9 protein-coding genes are annotated in these 20,631 nt (G+C 70.2%); 1 reads left to right on the top strand and 8 read right to left on the bottom strand.

All coding sequences use genetic code 11. The features are described from left to right. From DB30_RS34525 to DB30_RS34555, 7 genes are all read right to left on the bottom strand, one after another. Positions 1-681: DNA-processing protein DprA (locus DB30_RS34525; RefSeq protein ID WP_205633132.1), on the bottom strand; the 681-nt coding region annotated here is incomplete at its 3' end. A 529-nt stretch (positions 682-1,210) separates the two neighbouring features. Beyond that, positions 1,211-3,301: a PAS domain-containing sensor histidine kinase gene (locus tag DB30_RS34530; protein WP_052557227.1), complete on the bottom strand. Its 2,091-nt coding sequence runs from the start codon at positions 3,299-3,301 to the stop codon at positions 1,211-1,213. 82 nt (positions 3,302-3,383) lie between these two features. Further along, complete coding sequence (locus DB30_RS34535) at positions 3,384-4,457, bottom strand: leucine-rich repeat domain-containing protein (RefSeq protein WP_146661933.1); 1,074 nt, start codon at positions 4,455-4,457, stop codon at positions 3,384-3,386. A gap of 86 nt (positions 4,458-4,543) precedes the next feature. Beyond that, on the bottom strand, positions 4,544-8,551 hold the full coding sequence (locus tag DB30_RS34540; protein WP_052557230.1) for a hypothetical protein: 4,008 nt from the start codon (positions 8,549-8,551) through the stop codon (positions 4,544-4,546). Next, complete coding sequence (locus DB30_RS42585) at positions 8,548-11,436, bottom strand: hypothetical protein (protein ID WP_052557232.1); 2,889 nt, start codon at positions 11,434-11,436, stop codon at positions 8,548-8,550. Before DB30_RS42585 ends, DB30_RS34540 begins: the two co-directional genes overlap by 4 nt. A gap of 70 nt (positions 11,437-11,506) precedes the next feature. Then, positions 11,507-14,764, bottom strand: coding sequence for a tubulin-like doman-containing protein (locus DB30_RS34550; protein ID WP_146661935.1), 3,258 nt, complete (start codon positions 14,762-14,764; stop codon positions 11,507-11,509). A gap of 89 nt (positions 14,765-14,853) precedes the next feature. Further along, positions 14,854-17,418, bottom strand: a complete 2,565-nt coding sequence (locus DB30_RS34555) for a vWA domain-containing protein (RefSeq protein WP_146661938.1) — start codon at positions 17,416-17,418, stop codon at positions 14,854-14,856. A gap of 379 nt (positions 17,419-17,797) precedes the next feature. Between DB30_RS34555 and DB30_RS34560 the strand changes: the two genes are divergently transcribed. Then, positions 17,798-18,772, top strand: coding sequence for an Rpn family recombination-promoting nuclease/putative transposase (locus tag DB30_RS34560; protein ID WP_052557236.1), 975 nt, complete (start codon positions 17,798-17,800; stop codon positions 18,770-18,772). 31 nt (positions 18,773-18,803) lie between these two features. Here DB30_RS34560 and DB30_RS34565 read toward each other — a convergent pair whose 3' ends face one another. Continuing rightward, the gene (locus DB30_RS34565) at positions 18,804-20,576 is read right to left on the bottom strand and encodes an ABC transporter substrate-binding protein (protein WP_052557238.1); all 1,773 of its coding nucleotides are present in this window, start codon (positions 20,574-20,576) and stop codon (positions 18,804-18,806) included. Positions 20,577-20,631 lie beyond the last annotated feature (55 nt).

Consider the following 20,631-nt stretch of genomic DNA (forward strand, 5'->3'; position numbering starts at 1 on the left):
TAGCTGCCCAGCGTCAGCGTCGCGCGGCGCCTCCCCGAGCGCGCGGGCCCCCTCGCCGATCAGCGCCCCACACCCTGCGGATCCGCTCAGCACGCCAACCGCCACCCCCGAGCGCAGCCCCAGCTGCCCGGTCCCGCGCGAGCCCGAGCGCAGGCTGGCTTGCGCAACCAACACGGCATCGGCGAGCCCCACGACGATCGCGTTGCGCGACGCAAACATCTCACGGTTGGTCGCGGTGCCCGGCGGCTGAGCAAACAACACCCCCGCACAGCCCGAGTCCAGCGCCGCACAAAACAGCCCAGTGTGGCCCGGCGGATACAGCTGATCGCGCCCACAAGGCAACACCACGAGCTGCGGCACCCCCCGCTCGAGCGCGGCCCGATGCGCGCCGCCATCCACCCCGAGCGCCCCACCCGACACCACCGACCACCCCCGCCGCCCCGCGGCCTCGACGATCGGCCCGATCGCCCGCAGCACATGCCGACGCGCCGCCCGGCTCCCCACGATCGCCAGGCGAGGCCCCCCAGGCAGCACCCCCACGAGATCGAGCGCGCCCCGGCTCGCCCCAGGCAGCCCCAGCTGAACCCCGCTCAGAGACACACAAGGCCAGCTCATCGGATCCACGCACGGTCGCACGCCATCCTCATCGGCCCGCCCAACGCAGATTTTCACCGATTTCACGAACTGTTTTCAGCTCGCACGAGAACGCCTCGCCCGCCCGTCTCACCACCCTCCGCCCGCCCAGCTCGGAGCACCTCACGAACTGTTTTCGACATCATTGACGGACGAGCTCACCACCCTCCGCCCGCCCGGCTCGGAGCACCTCACGAACTGTCTTCAGCTCGCACGAGGACGTCTCGCCCGCCCTCGACACCATTCGCGGACGAGCTCACCACCCTCCGCCCGCCCGGCTCGGAGCACCTCACGAACTGTTTTCTCAACATTGACGGACGAGCGAACCACCCTCCGCCCGCCCGGATCGGAGAACCCGCCCGAACGAGGCAGAGCGCACACAAGGCCGCAGATGACCCCAAACCGGCGTATCTACGCACGTGGAGATTAACGAAGAGAAGCAAGGTCGGGCCAAGACAAAGCGACCAAAGGAAGCGGGGTCACGAAACTGAAGTAGACCGTAGCCGGTTTGGGGTCATCTGCAGCCAGTGCGCGGTCCCCCATCGGCACCCCACTCCCCGCAAACAACCAAGCACCCTCAAGTCGCGTTCCGACTCCACCGCTCGCTGCTCTCCGTCGCCCCAGCCGCCCGAGCCGGCGGCAGCAACACCCTGAACCGAGCCCCAGCCCCCGGCGCGCTCTCGACCAGGATCCCCCCGCCGTGGCTCCGAACGATCCCCCGCACCGCAGGCAGCCCGAGCCCGCGCCCCGCCAACTTGGTCGAGAAGAAGGGCTCGAAGATCCGCGCCTGGGTGGCCTGATCCATCCCCGAGCCAGTGTCGCGCAGCTCCAACCAAACGTAGGGCCCCGGCCCAAATTCCGGCCGCTCGACCAACGCAGCGAGCGCATCGGCCCCGAATTCCTCGAAGCCCGTCGACAGGGTGAGCTCGCCCGCTGCCGCGCCGATCGCCTCGGAGCCGTTGACCACCAGGTTCATGATCAGCTGGCGGATCTGGGTCCGGTCGGCCTCGATCTCTGGCAGATCGGGGTGCAGCGACAGGCGAATGCTGACCGACTCCGAGATCGCTGCATGCAGGACCTCGGCGAAGTCCGTGATCAACGAGCTGAGCTCGAACTCTTCCGGGACGAGGTGATCGCGGCCCGAGAACGCCAACATCTGCTGGGTGAGCTCGGACGCGCGCTCGGCCGCCGCTTCGATGTCTTGCACGCACACCGCCGCGAGGCTGTCGTGGTCCATGTCGTCGAGCGCGATCCCAGCGTTGCCAAGGATCCCAACTAGCAGGCTGCTGAACTCGTGGGCCATGCCGCCCGTGAGCACCGACAAGCTCTCGAATTTGCGGGCCTTGCTGTCGAGCTCCCGGCGCGAGCGCTCGAGCTTGCGACGATCGCTGACGTCCTGGGCCACGCCGAGCACGACTGCGCCCTCTTCGAGCTCCCGGCGCACGCGCGCGACGACGAACAGCTCGCGGATCTCGCCAGCGACCAACAACCGGTGCTCGAGGTTGAGGCGGGCCTCATCGTCGATCAGCTTGTCGAGCGCGCGCCGGGTCGGGCCGATGTCGTCGGGATGCAGCAAGTCGAGCAGGTCCTCGATCCCCATCGCGTCGCCGCTGGGGCGGCCACACAGCCGCTCGAACTGCGAGTCCCAGGTCAGCTTGTTGGTCTCGAGCACCCAGTTCCACCGCCCGAGGCGGGCGAGCTCCTGCGACTCGGCCAGCGCGGCCTCGCGCTCGCGCAGGGTCTCGGTCATCCGCACGTTGTCGGACACGTCGAGGGCCAAGCTGCCAACGAGGCGCTCGCCCGCGGCCCCGTCGATCGGGAATTTGGCGCCCTGCCACCAATGCACGGCGCCGTTGGCATCGACGATCGGCTCGAGCATGTCGACGAAGCCGTCGGCGACCCGGGCTTGCTCGTGGATCACACCGGTGCGGGCTGCCATGCCGCCGGGGAGCAGATCGTCTTCGGAGCGTCCGATCGCGTCGCTGACCTCGATCTGAAATTGCTGGGCGAACGCGCGGCTGGCCCAGACCACGCGGCGCTCGGGATCCGTGATGTAGGCGATGCACGGCGAGGCATCCATGAAGGTGCGAAAGCGCTGCTCGGAGCGCTCGAGCTCGGCCTCGCGGGCGGCCCGTTCGTCGGCGTCTTCATAGGCCTTGAGCACGGTCCCACACGCGCTCAGCAGCGGCTCGAGCGGAGCGACCATGTCGGGGTTGAAGCCGCCCGAACGGTTGGCGACCGCGAGGATCGCAACCGGCTGCCAGCGCCGACCGTGGCGCGACAGCGGGATCGCCATCAGGTTGTCGAGCGCGGGCAGGCGCGGCTCGTAGTCGAGCAGCAGCGGCTCGGTCGTGCGGGCCAGGTTGGCGAGCGGTCGCGGAATGGTCTCGCCGCGGGCACCCAACGCGAGCGTGTCCTGCAGCCACGTGACGACCTTGGCGTGACGCTCGGTGTCGATCGCGAGGACGCACTCGGGGCTGAGCACGGAGCCGGTGCTGATCGTGCGGATCCGGGCGATGAAGCCGATCCCGCTGTCGGTCAGCTCGAGCACCCCGCGCAGGGCGGCCGCGAGCACCTCGCCGCGGGCGGTGTCGTTGCGATCCGAGACGAAGCGATCGTGGACGACCTGGATCGCGGCGAGGATGCGTTGCGGGTCGATCGAGCTCATGAGAACGGCGAGGTCTCGTCACGCGCGGGCGCGACCCGCCGATGGTGCCACGAAACGGACTCGAGAACCGCCCTCGAGGGCACTAGCCCGAGCCCTGTTCGCGCTTCCATGCGTCGTCGAGCACCAGCGTGAACGGCATCGCGCCCTCGAGATCGGCGATCTGCTTCGAGCTTGCCCGGGTCCCGCGCAGGTCCAGGGTGCGCAGCTGCTGCATCGCGGCGAGCGGCTCGATGTCGACGAGCGGGGTGTTGGCGAGCGACAGCGTGTCGAGGCGCTCGAGCTCCAGCAGCGGGCGAACGTCGCGCACGGCGGTGCTGTCGAGCGAGAGGATCTCGAGCCGGGGGAGATCGGCGAGCGAGCGGACGCTGTTGACCTTGGTGTGGTCGAGGCGCAGGACTCGGAGCTGCGCGTGGTGGCGCAGCGGCGAGAGCTCGCGGACGCTGGTGTCGGCGAGATCGATGATCTCGAGCTTGTCGAGCTTGGCCAGCGTGGAGATGTCGGCGACGTTGGTCTCGCTGGCGAGCAGCTGCGTCATGTCGACCGCGCGGGCGATCGGGCCGAGATCCTCGACGCCGGTCCCACGGATGTCGAGGGTCAAGAGCTTGTCAAAGCTGCGGATCGGGGCGAGGTCGACCACGTAGGTGTCCCACAAGATCAGGTGCTCGACCGCCTGCAGCTTGGCGATGTGCTGGAGGTCGACGATCTGCGTGCCGCCCAGGTTGAGGTTGCGCAGCCCGTCGACCTCCGCGAGCGCGGCGACGATCAGGTCTTGGCTGGCCCCGAGCGGGATCTTGGTGATCGAGGGGCCGCCCAATTGGTAGTGATCGAGATCGACGGCGGCGGCCACCAGCGGCGCGTCTGTCTTGGGCGGCGCGAGGCTGTCGACCCGGCTGTCGATCGAGAGCCTGCGATCGTCGGTCGCCGGGCCAGTCAGGGGGACGACCGTGATCAGCTGGGGCGGCGGCGTGGGTGTGGGCGTGGGCGTGGGCGGTGGTAGGGCGGGGTCGGGTGCCGGGGTTGCGGAGGCTGTCGCAGCCGGCTCGGCTCGTTGGACGGCCGGCTGCGGGGCGGCTGCGACCGGGGGAGCAGCCGCGCCAGCCACACACGCCGAGCAGGCCAAGGGGAGCAGCAGGGCAAGACGTGGGTGGGCTCGCATGTCCGTGGGTGGCCAACGCAGCCTCGCCTGCATCGGTGCATCAAATTGTAGCCCAACCGCCAAAGATATTATGGGTCGGATTCGGGCTAATCCTCGCGAAGATCCAGGACCATCGTCGCGCGGCGGGCTGGCTCCTCGTCGACGAGCACAGGTCGCGGCCCATCGAGCGCCCAGGTCTTCACGCTCGCGGGGTCCCCCGCGCGGTAGCCATGGTCGATCCGCAGCCAGGCTTGGTCCTCCGGGCCGGTCACGACGCTGGCGCAGGCCGAGGTGGGCAGCAGCGCGCAGGCCAGCAGCAGCTTGGCGTCGACGTCGGCGCGGCGACGGGCGAGCACGGCGAGCGGGCCCCGATCGGCGACGGTCATGGGACGCGGACTGATCGGGATCGCCGCCACGAGCGCCAGCACGGTGTCGATCAGCGCGTCCCCGCACAGCTGCGCGAGCGTGTCGCGGATCGGCTCGAGGTCGCCGCGGTCGGCCTCTAGCAGCTGCTCGTGGGCCTCGCTCGAGGCACGGTCCAGGCGCTCGGATCGCAGCATCAGTTGGCCGGCGAGGGCGATCGCCCGGCGGCGGGCGGCCGCGATCGCCGGGCGCTCGACCGCGACGTCGAAGTTGAGCTTGCCGCGGGCGTGGCCGGCGATCGGGACCGGCGACCACCAGCTGTGACGCGTCCAGACCAGGTCGTCGGTTCGGCCCGTGCGAGAGATCCACAGGCGCCCGAGATCACCGACCCCCTCACCGGGGGTGAACTCGACGCGCGGTCCACCGAGCTCGGGCTCGCCCGCTTCGTCGGCGTCGCTTGGCGGGGGGTCGAGCACCGCGTCGAGCCACGCCAGCGCCTCGCTGACCCGCCAGCGGCTGGGGTCCGAGCGAGGGGCGCGGTCATGGATGTGACGCAGGCGCGCGAACTCGGGCCCGACGCAGCGCTCGAGCACCAGGCGGGCGAGCTCGAGCAGCTCTCGGAGCCCGCGCTCACACACGTGGCGGGCGAAGCCGCTGCCGCCAGCGGTCCGATCGAACACGCACAGCGCCCGACGACCGTCGATGTCGACCAGATCGACGTCGACCAGATCCACGGCCGCCCGCAGGTAGCCGGGGATGATCATGCGCAGCGCAGCGGCGAGCGGGATCAGGGCGTCGTCAGATGGCGACGCAACCGGCGGGTCCTGGCGGACGGTGGTGTCGATCAGGCACGCGTCGGTGCCGTAGCGAACCTCGAGCGGCCGCTCGTAGATGCGTTGATCGACCAGCACCGGGCCGGGGGCGAACCGTCGCACGCCGTGGACGGACTCGATGATCTGCGCGTGGGTCAGCCAGACCGGAAGCGTGCGCCCGCCGAACTGCCGATCGGTCCACTGGGGCCGCTGTTGCGCGAGATCGACCTCGATCGTCACGCTGCGGTCGTTGGTGGTGCGCTCGCGGCCGCCGATCTGCTCCGCCCGGATCTCGACCGCCACCGCGACGCCCGGCGGCTTGGCCTGCCCGAGCTCCTCGAGGATCATGAAGCGCCCGCGCGGGTGCAAGAAGATCCGGCCGGGCGGATACACGGCCCGCGCGAGCGCGGCGTCGATCGTCAGCAGCACCTCCGAGGTGCCAGCGTCGACGACCTCGGTCCGCGAGCTGCGATCGCTGACGCAGCTCGCGTCGATCGGCTGGCCCAGCGCGCCCTCCTTGACGGCGCGCAGCAGCGTCTGCGGGACGATGTCGTCGGTCACCGGATCGAGGTGCAGGACCTCGCGCAAGCGCAGCGTGTCGCCGAGGCTGGCCACGGTCTCGTTGACGAAGCGGGCCCCGAAGCGGTCACGGAGGGCGCGCAGATCCTGCTCGCGGCCGATCGCTCGATCGAAGTGCCGTTGGCGGACCACCCGCGGTTCGGTGAGCGGCACGGCTCGCGGCAGGCTGGCGACCAGCTCGCGATGCAGCGCGTCCTCGGCCTCCTCGTGCAGGACCATCTCTTCGTCGCCGGGGGGCGCGAGGACCAGGACCACGGGGTTGCGCGGCGGGAACGCCTGGGGGTCGAGGGCCATGCCCGCGTGGGCCAGGCGGGCGGCCTCGCGACGCACGTCGGGGTAGGTGCCCTCCACGATCACGATCGCCGCCTCGCGCGGATCATCGCAGTGGTGCCGGCGGAGATCGCCAAGATCAAACGCCGCGCGTCGGACCCGGCGCTCGGCGTCGCCGGCCAAGCGCAGGTGCCAGGGCAGCTGCGCGCGGTCGCAGGCCTGCGCGAGCACGTTGAGCGGGATGTCGACGCCAAGCCCGTCGACCAGGTCGCGCCGCCGCAACAGCACGCGCGGGCGCGAGGGTGAACCGTCCTCGGCGAACAGGCGCATGGGCACCGCGAGCACGTGCTTGGCCCACGCGTCCATCCCGCTGGCGCCCGCGCCCGCGGTCGCCAGCAAGGCCGCGGGGTAGGGGGCCCGGTGCAGACGATCGAGCAGCGCCCACAGCCTTCGCACGCACAGCTGCAGGTGCATCTCGGCCACGCCCGTGAACCCGTCGACGTCGTCGGCGACGATCAGCCCGAGCCGGCCAAAGAACTCGTCGGTTCGGGGATCGCACAGGACCTCGGACTCGCAGGCCTCGAGGTCCGCGACCACGATCGCGGGCGTCCGCCCGGCGACCAGCGCGGCCGTGAGATCCTCGCCTGCCACACACACCAACACGTTCCAGCGGGCCGAAGAGCCAAGCAGCGCGCGCTCGAGGGTCTTGGCCCAGCGGGTGGATTGGTCGCGGTCGCGCACGATCACCAGCGAGGTCGCGCCGCGATCGAAGAACACGTGGAGGGCGGCCAGCACCGTCAGCGTGGTCCGGCCCGAGCCCTCCGCGGCGAGCACCAACGCGTGCGGCGTCGAGCCTTGGGCCTGGCTGACGACCGCGGTCGCGTGCTCTTCTTGCAGCGTGGGCACCTCACCGCGCTCGGGCGCCGCCTGCATGCGCCACAGCTCGCCAAGGTGATCGAGCAGCTCGGCTTGGTGGGTCCACGGGCGCTGCTCGCCGGTCAGGTCCTCGAAGATCTCGCGGACCAAGGGCGCGATCGCGGCAGGGAATTCCGCTTGGTGACCTGGCGCGTCTTCGCGGTGTTCGAGGGCCTCGAGCTCGACGCCCGGTCGCAGCTGCTCGAGGGCCTCGCGGAGCCGCGCGAGCGGGGCCATTCGTCGATCCTGCTGCTCGTCTTCCGCGTCTTCGTTAGGCGCCTCTGCGGGCTTGTCTGCGGCTGGCGGGCGGCCCGAGACCAGCAGGTGAAACGCCAGCGTCCACAGCAACAGCCCGCCCGTCACCCACGCACCCGGGGCCGGGAGCACGCCCGGGTTTTCAGCCAAGCGCATGCCCGCCAGCACATGTAGCGGGATCAGCAAGGTGACGATCGGGCCCAGCCAGCGCCGAAACCGACGGTCGGCCCGGCGCGTCGTCGATGCGCCGACCCACGCGAAGTACCAGGGCAGCCCGTTCGCGCGGCCTGGCCTGGGGGGACCGCCCGTGGGCTCGCTCCAGCGCAGGCCCGTCGCCCACACCCAGTCGAGCACGAAGCGCAGCACCGACCACACCAGCGCCCACACGACCACGTGCACGAGGATCGCCAGACCGGGGTGCTGCGCCAGCGGCAGCGCGCCCCAGGCCCAGGGCCGGCCGAGCAGCTTCCACTCGAACCACCCGATCTGTGCCCACGCGGACTCGCTGAACCACGCCGGCCGATGCAGCAGCGAGGCCAACAGCGGATCGACCGCCCGACCCAACGCGTAGATGCCCACGCACGCGAGCGAGGCCGCTGCGGCCGCGGGGCCAGGACTCGGGGCGTCGGGGGGCGCGGCGAAGCGTCGGCGGATCAAGCCTACGAGCAGCAGCAGCGCCGCGATCGCAACCAGCGGCATCACCACCCGGGCAGCCCCGGCGTCGAGGAACTCGGCGATCATCGGCGCGAGCTGCCGCTCCGCGTCGGCGAAGTTGTCGGGGATGCCGTCCGCGAGCGAGTCGTTGGGATCGAAGCCGAACTCCCCGAGTGACTCGATGGCGTCGGCCTCGAGGTCGGCGGCCGGGTCCGGCGGCGCCCAGCACAGCCACGCCCAAGCGAACACCATGAGCACGCTGCTCATCCCTTGGGCTCCCGATCGACGGCGGTGGTCGGTTGGGGGGGCGCCGCGAAAGCGACCCCACTCGGAGAGCTTGGAGAGGCCGGAGAGCTTGGAGAGCTTGGAGAGCCCGGAGAGCTTGGAGAGGCCGGAGAGCCCGAAGAGCCCGGAGAACCCGGAGAGCCCGAAGAGCCCGGAGAGCCCGGAGAGGCCGGAGAGCCCGGAGAGCCCGGAGAGCCCGGAGAGGCCGGAGAGGCCGGAGAGCCCGGAGAGCTTGGAGAGCTTGGAGAGCCCGGAGCAGCCAAGGACGCCGGGTCGTGCGGGCCAAGGTCCGACGCAGCGCTCGGGCTCGAGAGCGATCGCAGCGAAGCGACCGCCGAGGTGGCGATGCCCGAGGCCGTCAGCACGAAGTACGCTCGATCGTCCTCGATCCCCGGCCGCAGCGGCGTGTGCTCGGACGCGGCCTCGGCCCGCGCCTTGATCAAGGCCAGGGCCGCGCGCGGCACGATCGCGTGGCCGCTGTGCTGGAACGGGCGGCTGATCCCGCTGGCGTCGCGCTCTTCGTGGCCACTAAAATTCAGCGCGCCGCCGAGTGAACGTCGCTGGCGACGCACGAAGCTGGCGATCCGCTCGGCCGTGGCTTGGGCGCGCTCGGTGCCAGCGAAGGGGTCCCAGCCGGCGATCGGCGCGGCGTGGGGCTGGGCAGCCGCGCGCAGGCGGGCGAGGTCGGCGAAGGGCAGCTCCTCGCGCCAGCGATCCCCCCGGCCGTAGTAGGTTGCGAGTTGCCCGAGCACATCGTGGATCCGGCTCTCGCGGCCCTCCGACAGGAGCGAGTCGACGATCTCGGCCGCACCCTCCTCGCCGACGAAGGGCTCGACCAGGCTCTCGCCACCGCGGCCAAGCAGCCCTGAGATGTCGTCTCGTTCGCCCGCGCTCGACTCGGCGCCAAGCTTCACGCCGAGCTCGCGCAGGTTGTCGCGCAGCTCCGAGCGAGCCCGGCGTGCGGCCTTGTCGATCAGCAATAGGGTCTGCGCGTCGGCGTCGAGCGAGGCCTGCACCGCCAGCAGCGACTCGACCCGCGCGATCGCCCGCGACAGCTGCAGCCGGGTCCTGAAGTAGTCGAGCAGGGATCCGCGGCCCCCGGTGATCGTGTTCCCCAGCGCCTCCCACATGCGCTCGAGCGCGCGCAGCAGCGCCAAGTGAGCGGTGCTCAGCACCCAGCCCAGCCACGCGCCAAGTCCAAGCGCGCCGCCGAGCAACGCCGTGAACCACGCGTGTCGACGGAACAGGGGCTCGTACCAGTGATCGGGATCCATCCACAGCGCGTCGGCCAGCATGCGCAGGACCGGGGGCACGAACAACACCAGCCCCAGCAGGCAGAGCACGCCCCACAGCAGCATGCGGGGGGCGTCGGGCTTGCGCCTGGCGGCGTCCAACACGGCCGCGTGGGCGGTGCGGAGCTGCTCGAAGTCCGGCGGCGCGGCCGGGAGCGCACGATCGCGCTCGCGCACCGCGTCATCGAGCTGCTCGCCAAACGCTCGGCGCAGCTTGGCCACCAATTCTTCGGTGCGGCGCAGGCTCTGGGGCGAGGGCTCTTGCCACAGCTCGCGATCGATCCGCTTGCGCAGCCGCGCGAGCAGATCGTCACGCCAGCGCTCGATCGCGCTTCGATCCCGGGCGACGACGTCGTCGAAGCGCTTGCGCTGCAGCAGCCGCCAGGTCGCTTCGATCGCGCGCATGCGGCCCTCGAGCCAGCCGCTGGGGACCGCCGCGGGGGGCTCGGTGTCGAGCAGCGAGAGGTCGCCCGGGTCCGGGCCGTAACGATCGCGCAGCAGCTCCGGCCGGTCCCACCACCGCGGCGGGGGATCGGGATCCAGCTTGGGTGCGTAGCGCTCGAGCACCGCGCGGACGTCTTGCTCGGCGATCTCTGCCTGGTCGCCGCGGTCGAAGGAGCGCGCTTCGATCTGCTCGAGCGCGTCGGCGTCGCTCAGGCTCGACTCGATCCGCGGCGCGGCTTGGATCGCGTCGAGCAGCTCGAGCGCCACACGATCGCGCCCGTAGGCCCCAAGCTTGTGACGTGGGAACTCTGCGACCGCGCACACGAAGGTCGCCAACGGTTCGTTGGGTTGATCGCCGTGCAGCAAGCTGGCCGCGAGCTCCGAGCCGAGCTCGGACCCCACGTCCGCGTACAGCAGCAAGTTGGCGAAGTTGCGCACGCACTGGCCAAGCTCGGCCTCGGACAAGACCGAGAACTCGGCGACGTCCTCGATCAGATACAGCTGCGGGATCGCGCGCTGGCGCGGCGGCGTATTGGCGATCGCAGCGACCAAGGCGTGGGCGGTGGCGATCAACGCGGGGCCCTCGGGATCGCTGGGCGGGTGCGGCATCGCGAGCAGCGGCAGGATCACGCCGTTGCGCTGCTTGCCGACGCGGTAGCCCTCGAAGATCGGGCCGAGCTCGGCCAACAACCGGGCCTGCACGCGGCGGAGGATCGCCTGCAAGTGGGTGCGAACGTCGGGCTCGCCGAGGTTGGCGAACACCAGGATCGTCAGCCGGGTGTGGTGCTCGACCGCGCTGGCGTCCCGAGCGGCGACCATGCGCGCGTGGCCAAGCGCGTGGCGGACCCGCGCGAGGGTCAGCTCGGCGATCGCCTCTACGTTGGTCAGGCTGGGCTGGCCATCTGGCAGCGCGCCCGGCTGCGCCCGGCTGCGCGCGCGCACGACCCCGAGCTGGTGACCGGTCTGCAAGCCCGTACCCGCACCCGCAACCAATCCAGCATCGAGCCCGCGCTCGGCGAGCAGGCGCTCGGCGACGGCGGCCCCAAACTCACCGAGCCCGAGCAGCACCGCGGGGACCTCCAGGCTCCGCGACGCCCGACTGCGCGCGCTGCTGTCGTCGCCGTAGACCATGCCTACTGGGGGGGATGCGATGCTAGACCAGAGTGGGCGCTGGCGGCGAGCTGGCCCGCCGCCGACTCACTCAGTCGCCAACGACCCCTGACAAGATCGTGCGGGCCTCGTTGAGATCACGGTACTCGGTGCCGCGGACCTTGCCGTCGAGCTCGAGATCCTGCAGCCGGTTGCCCCAGTTGCGGGCGAGCTGCTTGAGCTCGGCCTTGACCGGCTCCTCGATCGCGGCGACGTCGGCCAGCAGCGGCTGGACCCAGCCGTCGAACACCGCGGGCATGTCCTTGCGCAGGGCGAACAGCGCGTCGGCGGCCCCGAGCATGCCTTCGCCGAGCGGCAGCGTTCGGTCGTCACGCACGCGAAGACTAAACGAGCGGGTGCCCGTGCCTGGCTCCTGCAGCTGCTCGACGACCCCGCGCGCGAGCCCCAGCGCGAGCGCGACGACCGAGACCCGGCGCTGGGCCTCGACCGCCTCGAGCTCGCGACGGCGATCCTCGGGATCGAGATCCGGGATCCGCTCCCAGTGGTGATCGATGTGCAGCGGCCAGGCCTGCTCGCGCTGGCCCTGGAACCGCCGGTACGCGGCCTTCATGTCGTCGTTGATGTGCGGGAAGCAGTACAGCGGCACCCCGAGGATCGACCGGTAGAACACGATCCGATGCGAGTCGGGCCACTCGAGCTCCTGCGACTCGCTGCCGGTCGCCTCGGAGTAGACCTCGTGGAAGATCCCGTTGCGCAGCGACTCGTGCAGGCCGACCAGCAGCATGTTGGGGTGCTTGATCGTGCCGCGCAGCTCTGGTTGGTAGCGCGACAAGGGCTGGGCCTTGTTGATCGCCAGATCGATCTTGCGGCGCGCGTAGGTGCGGACCTGCTCGATCTTCCACAGCTTGGCCGGGCTCAGCGGGCGGTCCTCGAGCAGCTCGACCGGGTTGGTGCGGGGGGCGTCGGTCTGGCGCCCGTAGTAGGCGGCCTCGAGCGCCAGCGCGTCGTCGATCCGCAGGCCCAGCCGGCGGGCGGGATCATCGGACTTGGGATCGCCGACGATCTCGGGCTCGAGCCGCTGCTTGGCCATCTCGATCAAGCGGGTGACGATCTCGCCGACGATGCGCCCGGCGTCGGGCCGCACGGTCTCGCCGCGCTCGTCAAAGCGCGGACGCAGGGCCTCGCGCAGGGCCACGAGCACCGCGTCTTGGTTTTGCAGCTCGGGGCGGCTCTCGATCTGATCCGTGTAGTACCAGCTCCAAAACCGCAGGCGCGCCGAGGGGTGCTGCAGCAGCTCGACGTCGAGGGCGTACTCGTTGGCCTCGCTGCGCAGACCCTCGACGCCGCCGTCAAACTCGTAGCGGCGCGCGTCTTCTTCGATCGACTGGGCGAGCCGACCCGCGGACGACTCGATGTCGCGGAAGGTCCGGCGCAGGTGCTCGGCGGCGCGGCCGAGCGCACCCAAGAACTCGAGCGCGGCGTCCTTGACCATCCACGCTCGGATCTTGTCGACGTAGTCGTTGAACAGCGAGACCGCCCGATCGCGCGCGGCCTCGAAGTCTTTGTCCTTGCGGGTGATGAGCTTGTCCCACCCGCCGTAGGTGCGCTTGAGCTCGGCCGCCTGGGTGTTCATCTCGCCGCGGAATCGGCCGTCCGAGCTCAGCTCGCACTCCGCCGTGAGCCGCTGGACTTGGGCGCGCAGCTCGTCGATCGCTGACGGCGCCAGCGGTCCGTCGCTGGCGTCGCGGAAGTCGAGCAGCACGTAGCGCTGCTCGTAGAGGTTGAGCTCGGGCGCCTCGTCGGGCCCCGCCGCGGCCAAGAACCTGGTCCACCAGTCGCCGGTGGCGACCCGGTCGAGCTCGAGCTGGACCAGCTTGTCGATCTTCTCGCGGCCCTCGGCGACCTGCCGTTGGAGCGCGTTGAGGCTGGCCGCCGGGGTCCATGATCCGTCGAGGATCCGGTCCGCCGAGATCTCGCGTACACCCGCGGTCTGATCGCGCAGCTCGGTCTGCAGCTTGTCGATCGCGGCGGTGAACTTGCTGCGCGCGAGCTCGGGGAGCTTGGCCATGCGCTCCCAGATCCCGCCCTCGATGCCCTGCTGGGTCGCGAGCAGACGGATCTTGTTGCCAAAATTCTCGTCGATCCGGCGGGCCTTGGCGTCGTCGGAAAGCTGCGCGAGCTCGCTGGGATGCAGGGCAAACCGCTTGAACTGCTCGCGCTGGCTGGGGGAGATCAGCGCGGGGTCATCCAGCAGCACGTAGCGGCGCACAGCCGTGGCGGCGTAGCGACGCGCGCAGTACTCGAGCAGATCCTGGCGGGGCAGGATCATCACCGAAGAGCCCAGGGTGCCGAAGAACGCCGAGTAGCCCTCTTTGCGATCCCACAGCGCGTCGGGAAACAGCCGGCGGTTCTCTTTGGTGTAGTTGTCGTAGTCGGCCTGCTGATCGCCAATGATCGGCGAGAAGATCTGCACGTAGGTGGCGTCGGCCAGCGCCGCGCCGACGTCGTCGAGGCTGAAGGTCTGGGGCCGATCGACGATGTAGACCAGGTCGTAGGGCCGACGCGAGACCGAGACCTTGTGCTTGTTGCGGGGGTCGTAGTGGAACGCCATCTCGTCCACGGGGTGCTGGGTGTCGAGCTTCATCAGGTGCTCGACCTCTTTCAGCGCCGCGTAGCTGTTGGCGTAGATGCCGTCGCGGTTCATGCCGATCACGCTCTCGAACGCCTCGGGCAAGATCGCAAAGCCGATTAGCCGGGCGCTGCGATCGTCGAGGATGTCGCGCATCATGTACGCGAACGGCAAGAACCCCCCGGACCCGGTCCCGCCGGCGACAGAGAAGTACACGAACACCTGGATGGAGGCGCTCTGATGGCGCATGCCGTCGAGGTGGCTGCGCAGATCGTTGGTGACCGACTGCAGCTTCGCAATGAGGTCGGCCGACTCGATCGCCCGGAACATGCTCAGGCGGCTCTCGATGCGGATCTGCCCCGCTCCGGCGCCGCTCTCTTCGCGGAACTGGTACCAGTCGTGGATCCACTGGGTGAAGTAGGGATCCGCGTCGGCGAACGACTCGCCGCGGCGCAGCTTCGAGTACGCGACCTTGTCGAAGTCGCTGATCAACACGGTCTCGTCGACCTTGCCGTACTCTTGGGTGCCCTTGCGCAGCCGGGCGAGGTCGGCGTCGTTGGTGTCGATCGCAACGAAGCGGACCAAGTTGCGATACTGCAGCTCGAAGTCGTCTGCAGCGCGCAGGCGCTTGGCGATGCGGCCGACGGCGCGGCCGCCCGAACCGCCGAGTCCGACGAATAGAGTCGGGGTGACCTCTCCTGGCATGATCCTGATCGGCATCGCTGTCTCCTGATGAACCCTGATGAAACCCTGATGAAACCTGGTGGAACTGAATCTCGTGACTGGGGACCGGCCGACGCTTCGCTGCGTCAGCGCCGGAACATGAGGTAAGTGTCGTCGCGGCGCAGCACGATGCTGCTGCCGATCGGCTGCTCGCCGACCGGCAGCGGCTGCCAGCCCGACGACTCCTTGAAGGTCTCGATGCCCTCGGCCTCGACGACCAAGCTGGCGTTGTCGTTGCCGCGGGCCTCGATGCGGGCGTTCGCGGGGAGCTCGCGCAGGCTGGGGAGCGCCGCCTTGGGTCCGCCGAGGTGGACCGTGGCCGGCGTGTAAAAGCCCCGCTTGGTGGGCTCGAGCGCGGCGATCAGCCGCCAGTCTTCGTCGCCCTCGGTCAGCTTGGCGAGGCTCTCGTGGGACTCGGCGCGGGCGAGCACCGCTGTCTGCGCAAATTTGGCTGGCGAGGTGAACCCGCGGATCAGCCAGATCAGCAGGCCGATCCCGAGCGCGACCAAGGTCCACTTCAGGATCGTCTTGCCGGGGCACACCCAAAAGCTGGGGGCGAGCACGCTGACGGTCACGGGGATGTCGAGCTGCGGCCCGCCGGCGGTGTCGCGGACGTGGAGCGTGAACGGGTAGTCCCCGGCTGAACAGCAGTCGGTCGCGGTGAGCGAGACGCCGACCTCGGCGACGCCGCCTGGCTCGCTGGTCAGCCGCAGCGTCGTCTGGGCGAGGGTGACCGCGAGATCCTTGGCCACGTCGTCCGCTAGCGGGCCGTTGGGCTCGAGCGAGAGCTCGACGTTCGCGTTGACGGGGGAGGGGAAGCGCAGCGTGGTCTCGCCCGCTTGGCCGCCGGTGACCTGCGCGGTCTGGGGCTCGATGATCGCGTGTCGCAGCAGCGCCCGGATCGGCACCCGTCGCGCGCCGATCTTGGAGGCGGGGTCGGTCGGCGTGATCGACAGATCCAGCGCGACCGGGAGCTCGCCCAGCTTGTCCGAGATCATGGGGCACGAGCTGCTGGCCTGAATCTCGACCTGCAGGGTGAAGGGGTCTTGCAGCGCGACGACTGCTGGGGTTGGGACGCAGCGCAGGCACGCGAGCTCGCCCGCCAACAAATTGGTCTGGCCCGCGTCGCCGGCGATCTCGCAGCGGACGTTGGCCTCGGCGCCGTCGGGGAAGCTGCCCGAGAGCTCGAGGGTGATCACCTGCGGCAGCGCCTGCGGGAGCACGCCGAGCTCGATCCCCTCGATGGGCGTGTCGGGCTCGGCCGCGCGGGCGACCGCGGTGATCCCAAACGCGACCGCCTGGATCCCGCGCTGGGCCATGAGCGGGGTCGCCAGCGCGCCGCCCCGGGCCCGAAACCATCGCTCGCTGCGGCCTTCGGGCATGATCCCGAGCTGGGCGTTGAAGCTGCCGTCCTGGTCGGGCTGCATCGCCGATGGGGTTGTGCAGGCGGCGTCCTGGCACAGCTCGAGCTCGAAGCCGAACGAGTGGTTGGGGTGGATCGTCTCGCCGCGATCGCCGACCAGCCGGGCCCACGCGCACGCCGGCTGCCCCGAACGCACGGCTCGCTCGCGCGTCCACGGCAGCGGGGGTGGCTGATCCCCGCATGGCCCGACCACGGCTTCGATCTGCAGTGCGCCGTAGCTGGGGATGATCAGCAGCTCGACCCCCGCGTCGGGCGAGCGGACCGCGAACGGCAGCTCGTGGGCGGCGCTCTTGGCCACGCGCAGGCTCCAGCCAAACTCCGCGTGCTTGAAGGTGGGGCCGCCAGCCAGCGGATCTTCGCGCGAGTCCATGCTCGCGTCGGTGAACGCGAGGCTGATCGGCGCGCGGCCTTCGGTGCTGACCGCCAACACCCGGACCTCGTGGGCGCCCGCGAAGCTGCGCGCGAGGCCGACCCGCCCGCCATCGTCGAAGCGAAGCCCGCGCGAGAACGAAAGGACCTCTGCGAACGCGCGCAGCAGCGTGCGCGCGTCGAACGAGATGTTGGGGTCGGTCGTCCAGCCGGTCGCGGCCGCGTACGCCACCAAGGCGGGATCGATCCGCTCGCCGCGTTGCTTCTTGCTGAGCAGCGCGAACCGAAACTGGCCAGCCGTGTGGCTGCGCAGCCGGCCCAGCCAGGTCTGCGCGGGGTCGATTGGGCCCGTGCAGGCGCCGTCGGTCAGCATCAGCAGCGTCTGCGGGGCGCCGGCCGCCGCCACGCTCTCGAGGATCGTTGCTGCGCGATCGAGCGCCTGCTTGCACGGCGTCGCGCCCTGGTGCTGGGCCATGCGCTCGAGCGCGGCGCTAGCGAGGGCGCGTTGCCCCTCGCCGCCGTCGCGCTCGGCGAGCAATTCTCGTGGTGACACGAAGCGGGCGCTCGTGGTCTCACCGTTGGCGAGCTCGTTGAGCCCGACGATCATGATCTGATCGGCGTCGCTGAGGGTGGCCGTGAGCGCGAGCGAAGCCAGCATGACCAGACGATCGGGGTCGCTCCCGTCCATGCTGCCCGAGTCGTCGATCACGACCAGGTACTGACCCCACGTCTGCGCTCGGGCGGCGCCCGGCCACGCGAGCACGAGCAGGGCGAACAACACTGGAAGCGCCCGGAGCGTGACTACAGCTCGGACGAAGGCTTCTCGCCCGCTCGCGGACGCCCGCTTGGATAGGTTCACCCGAGGCAGCGAAGTGGGACGACGGGCGCTGGCGGCTGGGGAGCTCACGGTGGGCGAGTTGCGACGCGCAACTGGCGATAGGTTCGGACTATTTGGCGGGGGGCGCAAGCGTTTAGAATCACCGCTGGATCTCGAGTGGTGGTCGTCTGCGAGCGAAAATTGATCCCAGTTGGCTGCTCACGATGAAACCGTCCACGAGCGGGCGAGGAGCCCTCGCCCGACCTGAAAACAGGTGGCTCGGATCTGGGCCACCTGGCTCGAAATCCGGCCTCGCCACGAATCGAGATCGGCCGTACGAGCCCGCTGACGCGCACTTTGGTCGACACACTTCGCGGCCGGCTACGGGTGGCTAGATCCCGCCCTGCTAGCGTGCGCGGCCATGACAACCCGACCTCACGACGCCCTGTTCAAAGCCGCGTTCGAGACCCCGCAGCACGCCGCGGGCTTGCTGCGGGGTATTCTGCCCGCGGCCCTGTCCCAGGCGATCGCGTGGGACACCCTCGCGCCGCAACCAGCCGACTTCATCGACCCGGACCTGGCCGATTCTCACAGCGATCTGCTGTTTTGGGTGGAGCTCGAGGGCACGCCGACCCTCGTGTACGTGTTGCTCGAGCACCAGAGCACCAACCACCCGGCGATGCCGCTGCGGATGATGAACTACCTTGGGCGGATCTGTGATCGCTACTTCAGGGTCAGTGGCTTGCCGCTGCCCTTGGTCGTGCCGGTCGTTGTGAGCCACGCGCCCGGTGGGTGGACGGCGGCGGTGTCGTTCGGGGAGCTGTTCGAGCCGCACCCCGCATCGGTGCCGGGTATCGCCCCACTGATGCCCAGCTTTTCACTGCTGATCACGGATCTCGCGGACTTCAGCGACGAGGAGCTGCACCGGTGGGCGCTTGCTGCGTTTCCGAAGCTAGCCTTGTGGCTGCTGCGGGACGCCCGGGACGGCGAGCAGCTGCTAAAGAGTTTCGTCCAGTGGGCCGGCGTTCTCGACGCGGTGGCGTCGGCGCCCGACGGGCGGGACGCCGCCAACCAGTGCCTGCGATACATCCTGAAGGTCTGTGGCAAGGTGAAATTCAAGCAGTTTCGTGCCAAGATCCGCGAGCAGATCCCCAAAGTCGAGGACATCGCCGTGACGATTGCAGAAGAGCTACACGAAGAGGGCCTGAAGAAGGGCATCCAACAGGGTCGGCAAGAAGGTCGCGTCGGATTGCTCGGCAGGCAGCTGGCGCTGAAGTTCGGTGGGCTGCCGACCGCGTACGCCGCCCGGATCGCCGCCGCCACTGAAGAAGAACTCGATCGCTACGCAGAACGGATCCTCTGCGCCGTTACGATCGAAGCCGTGTTCGCCACCTGATGAACGGCCGTAGCGAGGGGGGGGACACCGGCTACTGACAGGTCGCGCAGAACCCCCCGTTGTTGGTGCCCCACTCGAGCGCCCCGCCGCTCAACGCCAGGGTGTCGAGTCGCGGCAGGTCGTCGACGAATTCCATCTCCGTCAACCGACGCGAGCTCAGCATCACGTGCGCCGGTGCGTACAACACCGAGACCACGCGCAGCTCGGCGAGCCGCGCCGCGACGCGCTGCTTGGCGAGGTCGCGGGCGGGTCGATCTGGCGCGGCGCGGTACTCGTCGAGCGCGGCGTCGAGCTGTTCGTCGGCGACGCGAGCGAGGTTGAGGGCCCCGCGCGAGTGAAACATGTGAAAGAGATCCTCGTCGCTGTGGCCGCTGAAGTGCAGCATGGCCACGCGGAAGTCGCCGCGGTCCAAGATCGACAGCAGATACCGCCACGAGGTCGACGCGTCGGGCGAGCTGACCCCGACCAGCTGCCAAGCCCGGCGGATCGCGGTGCCGATCGAGCTCGCGCGTCCCTCGTGTCCATCCCAGGCCAGCAGCACCCGCAGGGGACCGCCGCTGCCCCGTCGCATGCCCTTGGCGTTGGCCCGGTACCCGAGCGCGTCGAGGGCCGCGGCGGCGCGCTCGGATCCGCGTCGATCCGCGTCGAGGGTAGGCATCGTCAACAAGGTGGCGGGCGGCGGCTGGCCGGCCCGGATCCCAGCGAGCAGCTCGAGGTCGATCGGCGTCGGGTCGTGAAGATCGACTGGCGCCTGCGCGGGCAGACCCGGCGCGCGATAGATCTGCCGGGCGATCGCGGCGTGGGGCAGGGCGTCGTGCAGGGCCGCCCGCACGCTTGGGTTCGCCGACAGGCCCTTGCCCAAGTTCCACAGCAACACGTCGTAGCTGGCCGGGCTGACCAGCCACGCGTACAGACGCGCCGACATGCCGGGCTTGCCGAGCTCGACGGGCACATGGTGGGGGGCGAGCTCCGCGAGCAGGTGGATCTCGCCTCGGCGCAGGGCAGTCAGCGCGGCGGCGCCGTCGTTGATCGCCCGAAACACGAGCTTGCGCGTGGGTGCCTGCCGCTGCGGCGCGCGGTAGTCGTCGAAGCGCTCGAGCACGATGCGATCGGTCTCGAGCGTGGTCAGGCGCATGGGGCCGGTGCCGATCGGCGCTTGGGTGAACCGAGACGCGCGACCGCTGTGAGCCGCGACGGGCACGATCTTGATCGTGCTGATCGCCTCGAGCGCGAGCGCCTCTGGCTTGCGAAACCGAAGCTTGACCCACCGCCCGCGGTCGCGCCCCTCAGCTGGACCATCGACGATCTCGACCCGCTCGTAGTTGACCAGGCCGTGGCGCTCGAGCGCCCCGCTGCGCTGCTCGAACAACCAATAGCGCAGCGAGTACACGACGTCCTCCATGCCCAGCTCGCTGCCGTCGTGGAACCGGATCCCCCTGGGGATGTGGCAGCTGATCGTCAGCACGGCGTGGTCGCGGTCGGCCTCGCAGCGATCGGCGATCGCCGGTTCGACCCACGGGTAGCGATCGTGGGTGCGGCGGACCAGGCCCTCGAAGATCAGATCGTCGGCGATGCGTTCGGCCCACGGCTCCATGTCGTCGAGCGGGTCGAATTTGCGGGGCAGCTGCGGGAGCGCGATGACGATCGGCTCGAGCGCGGCGATGTCCGTGGCGCTCAGCGCCTGCGCGCGAGAGCTCGGTCCGCGCGCGCTCGCCTCGCTCGCCGCGCCCTGCTCCGCGCCAACCCAGGCCAGTCCGCCAACGCTGCCAGCGAGGAGCAGCGCGCCGAACGTGGCGCTCGCCACCGCTCGCGCTCGTTCCCGGCGACGCCGCGCTCGCTCGCGTTGCCGAGCTGGCATC

It is taken from the genome of Enhygromyxa salina, assembly GCF_000737335.2.
GTDB classification, from domain to species: domain Bacteria; phylum Myxococcota_A; class Polyangia; order Nannocystales; family Nannocystaceae; genus Plesiocystis; species Plesiocystis salina_C.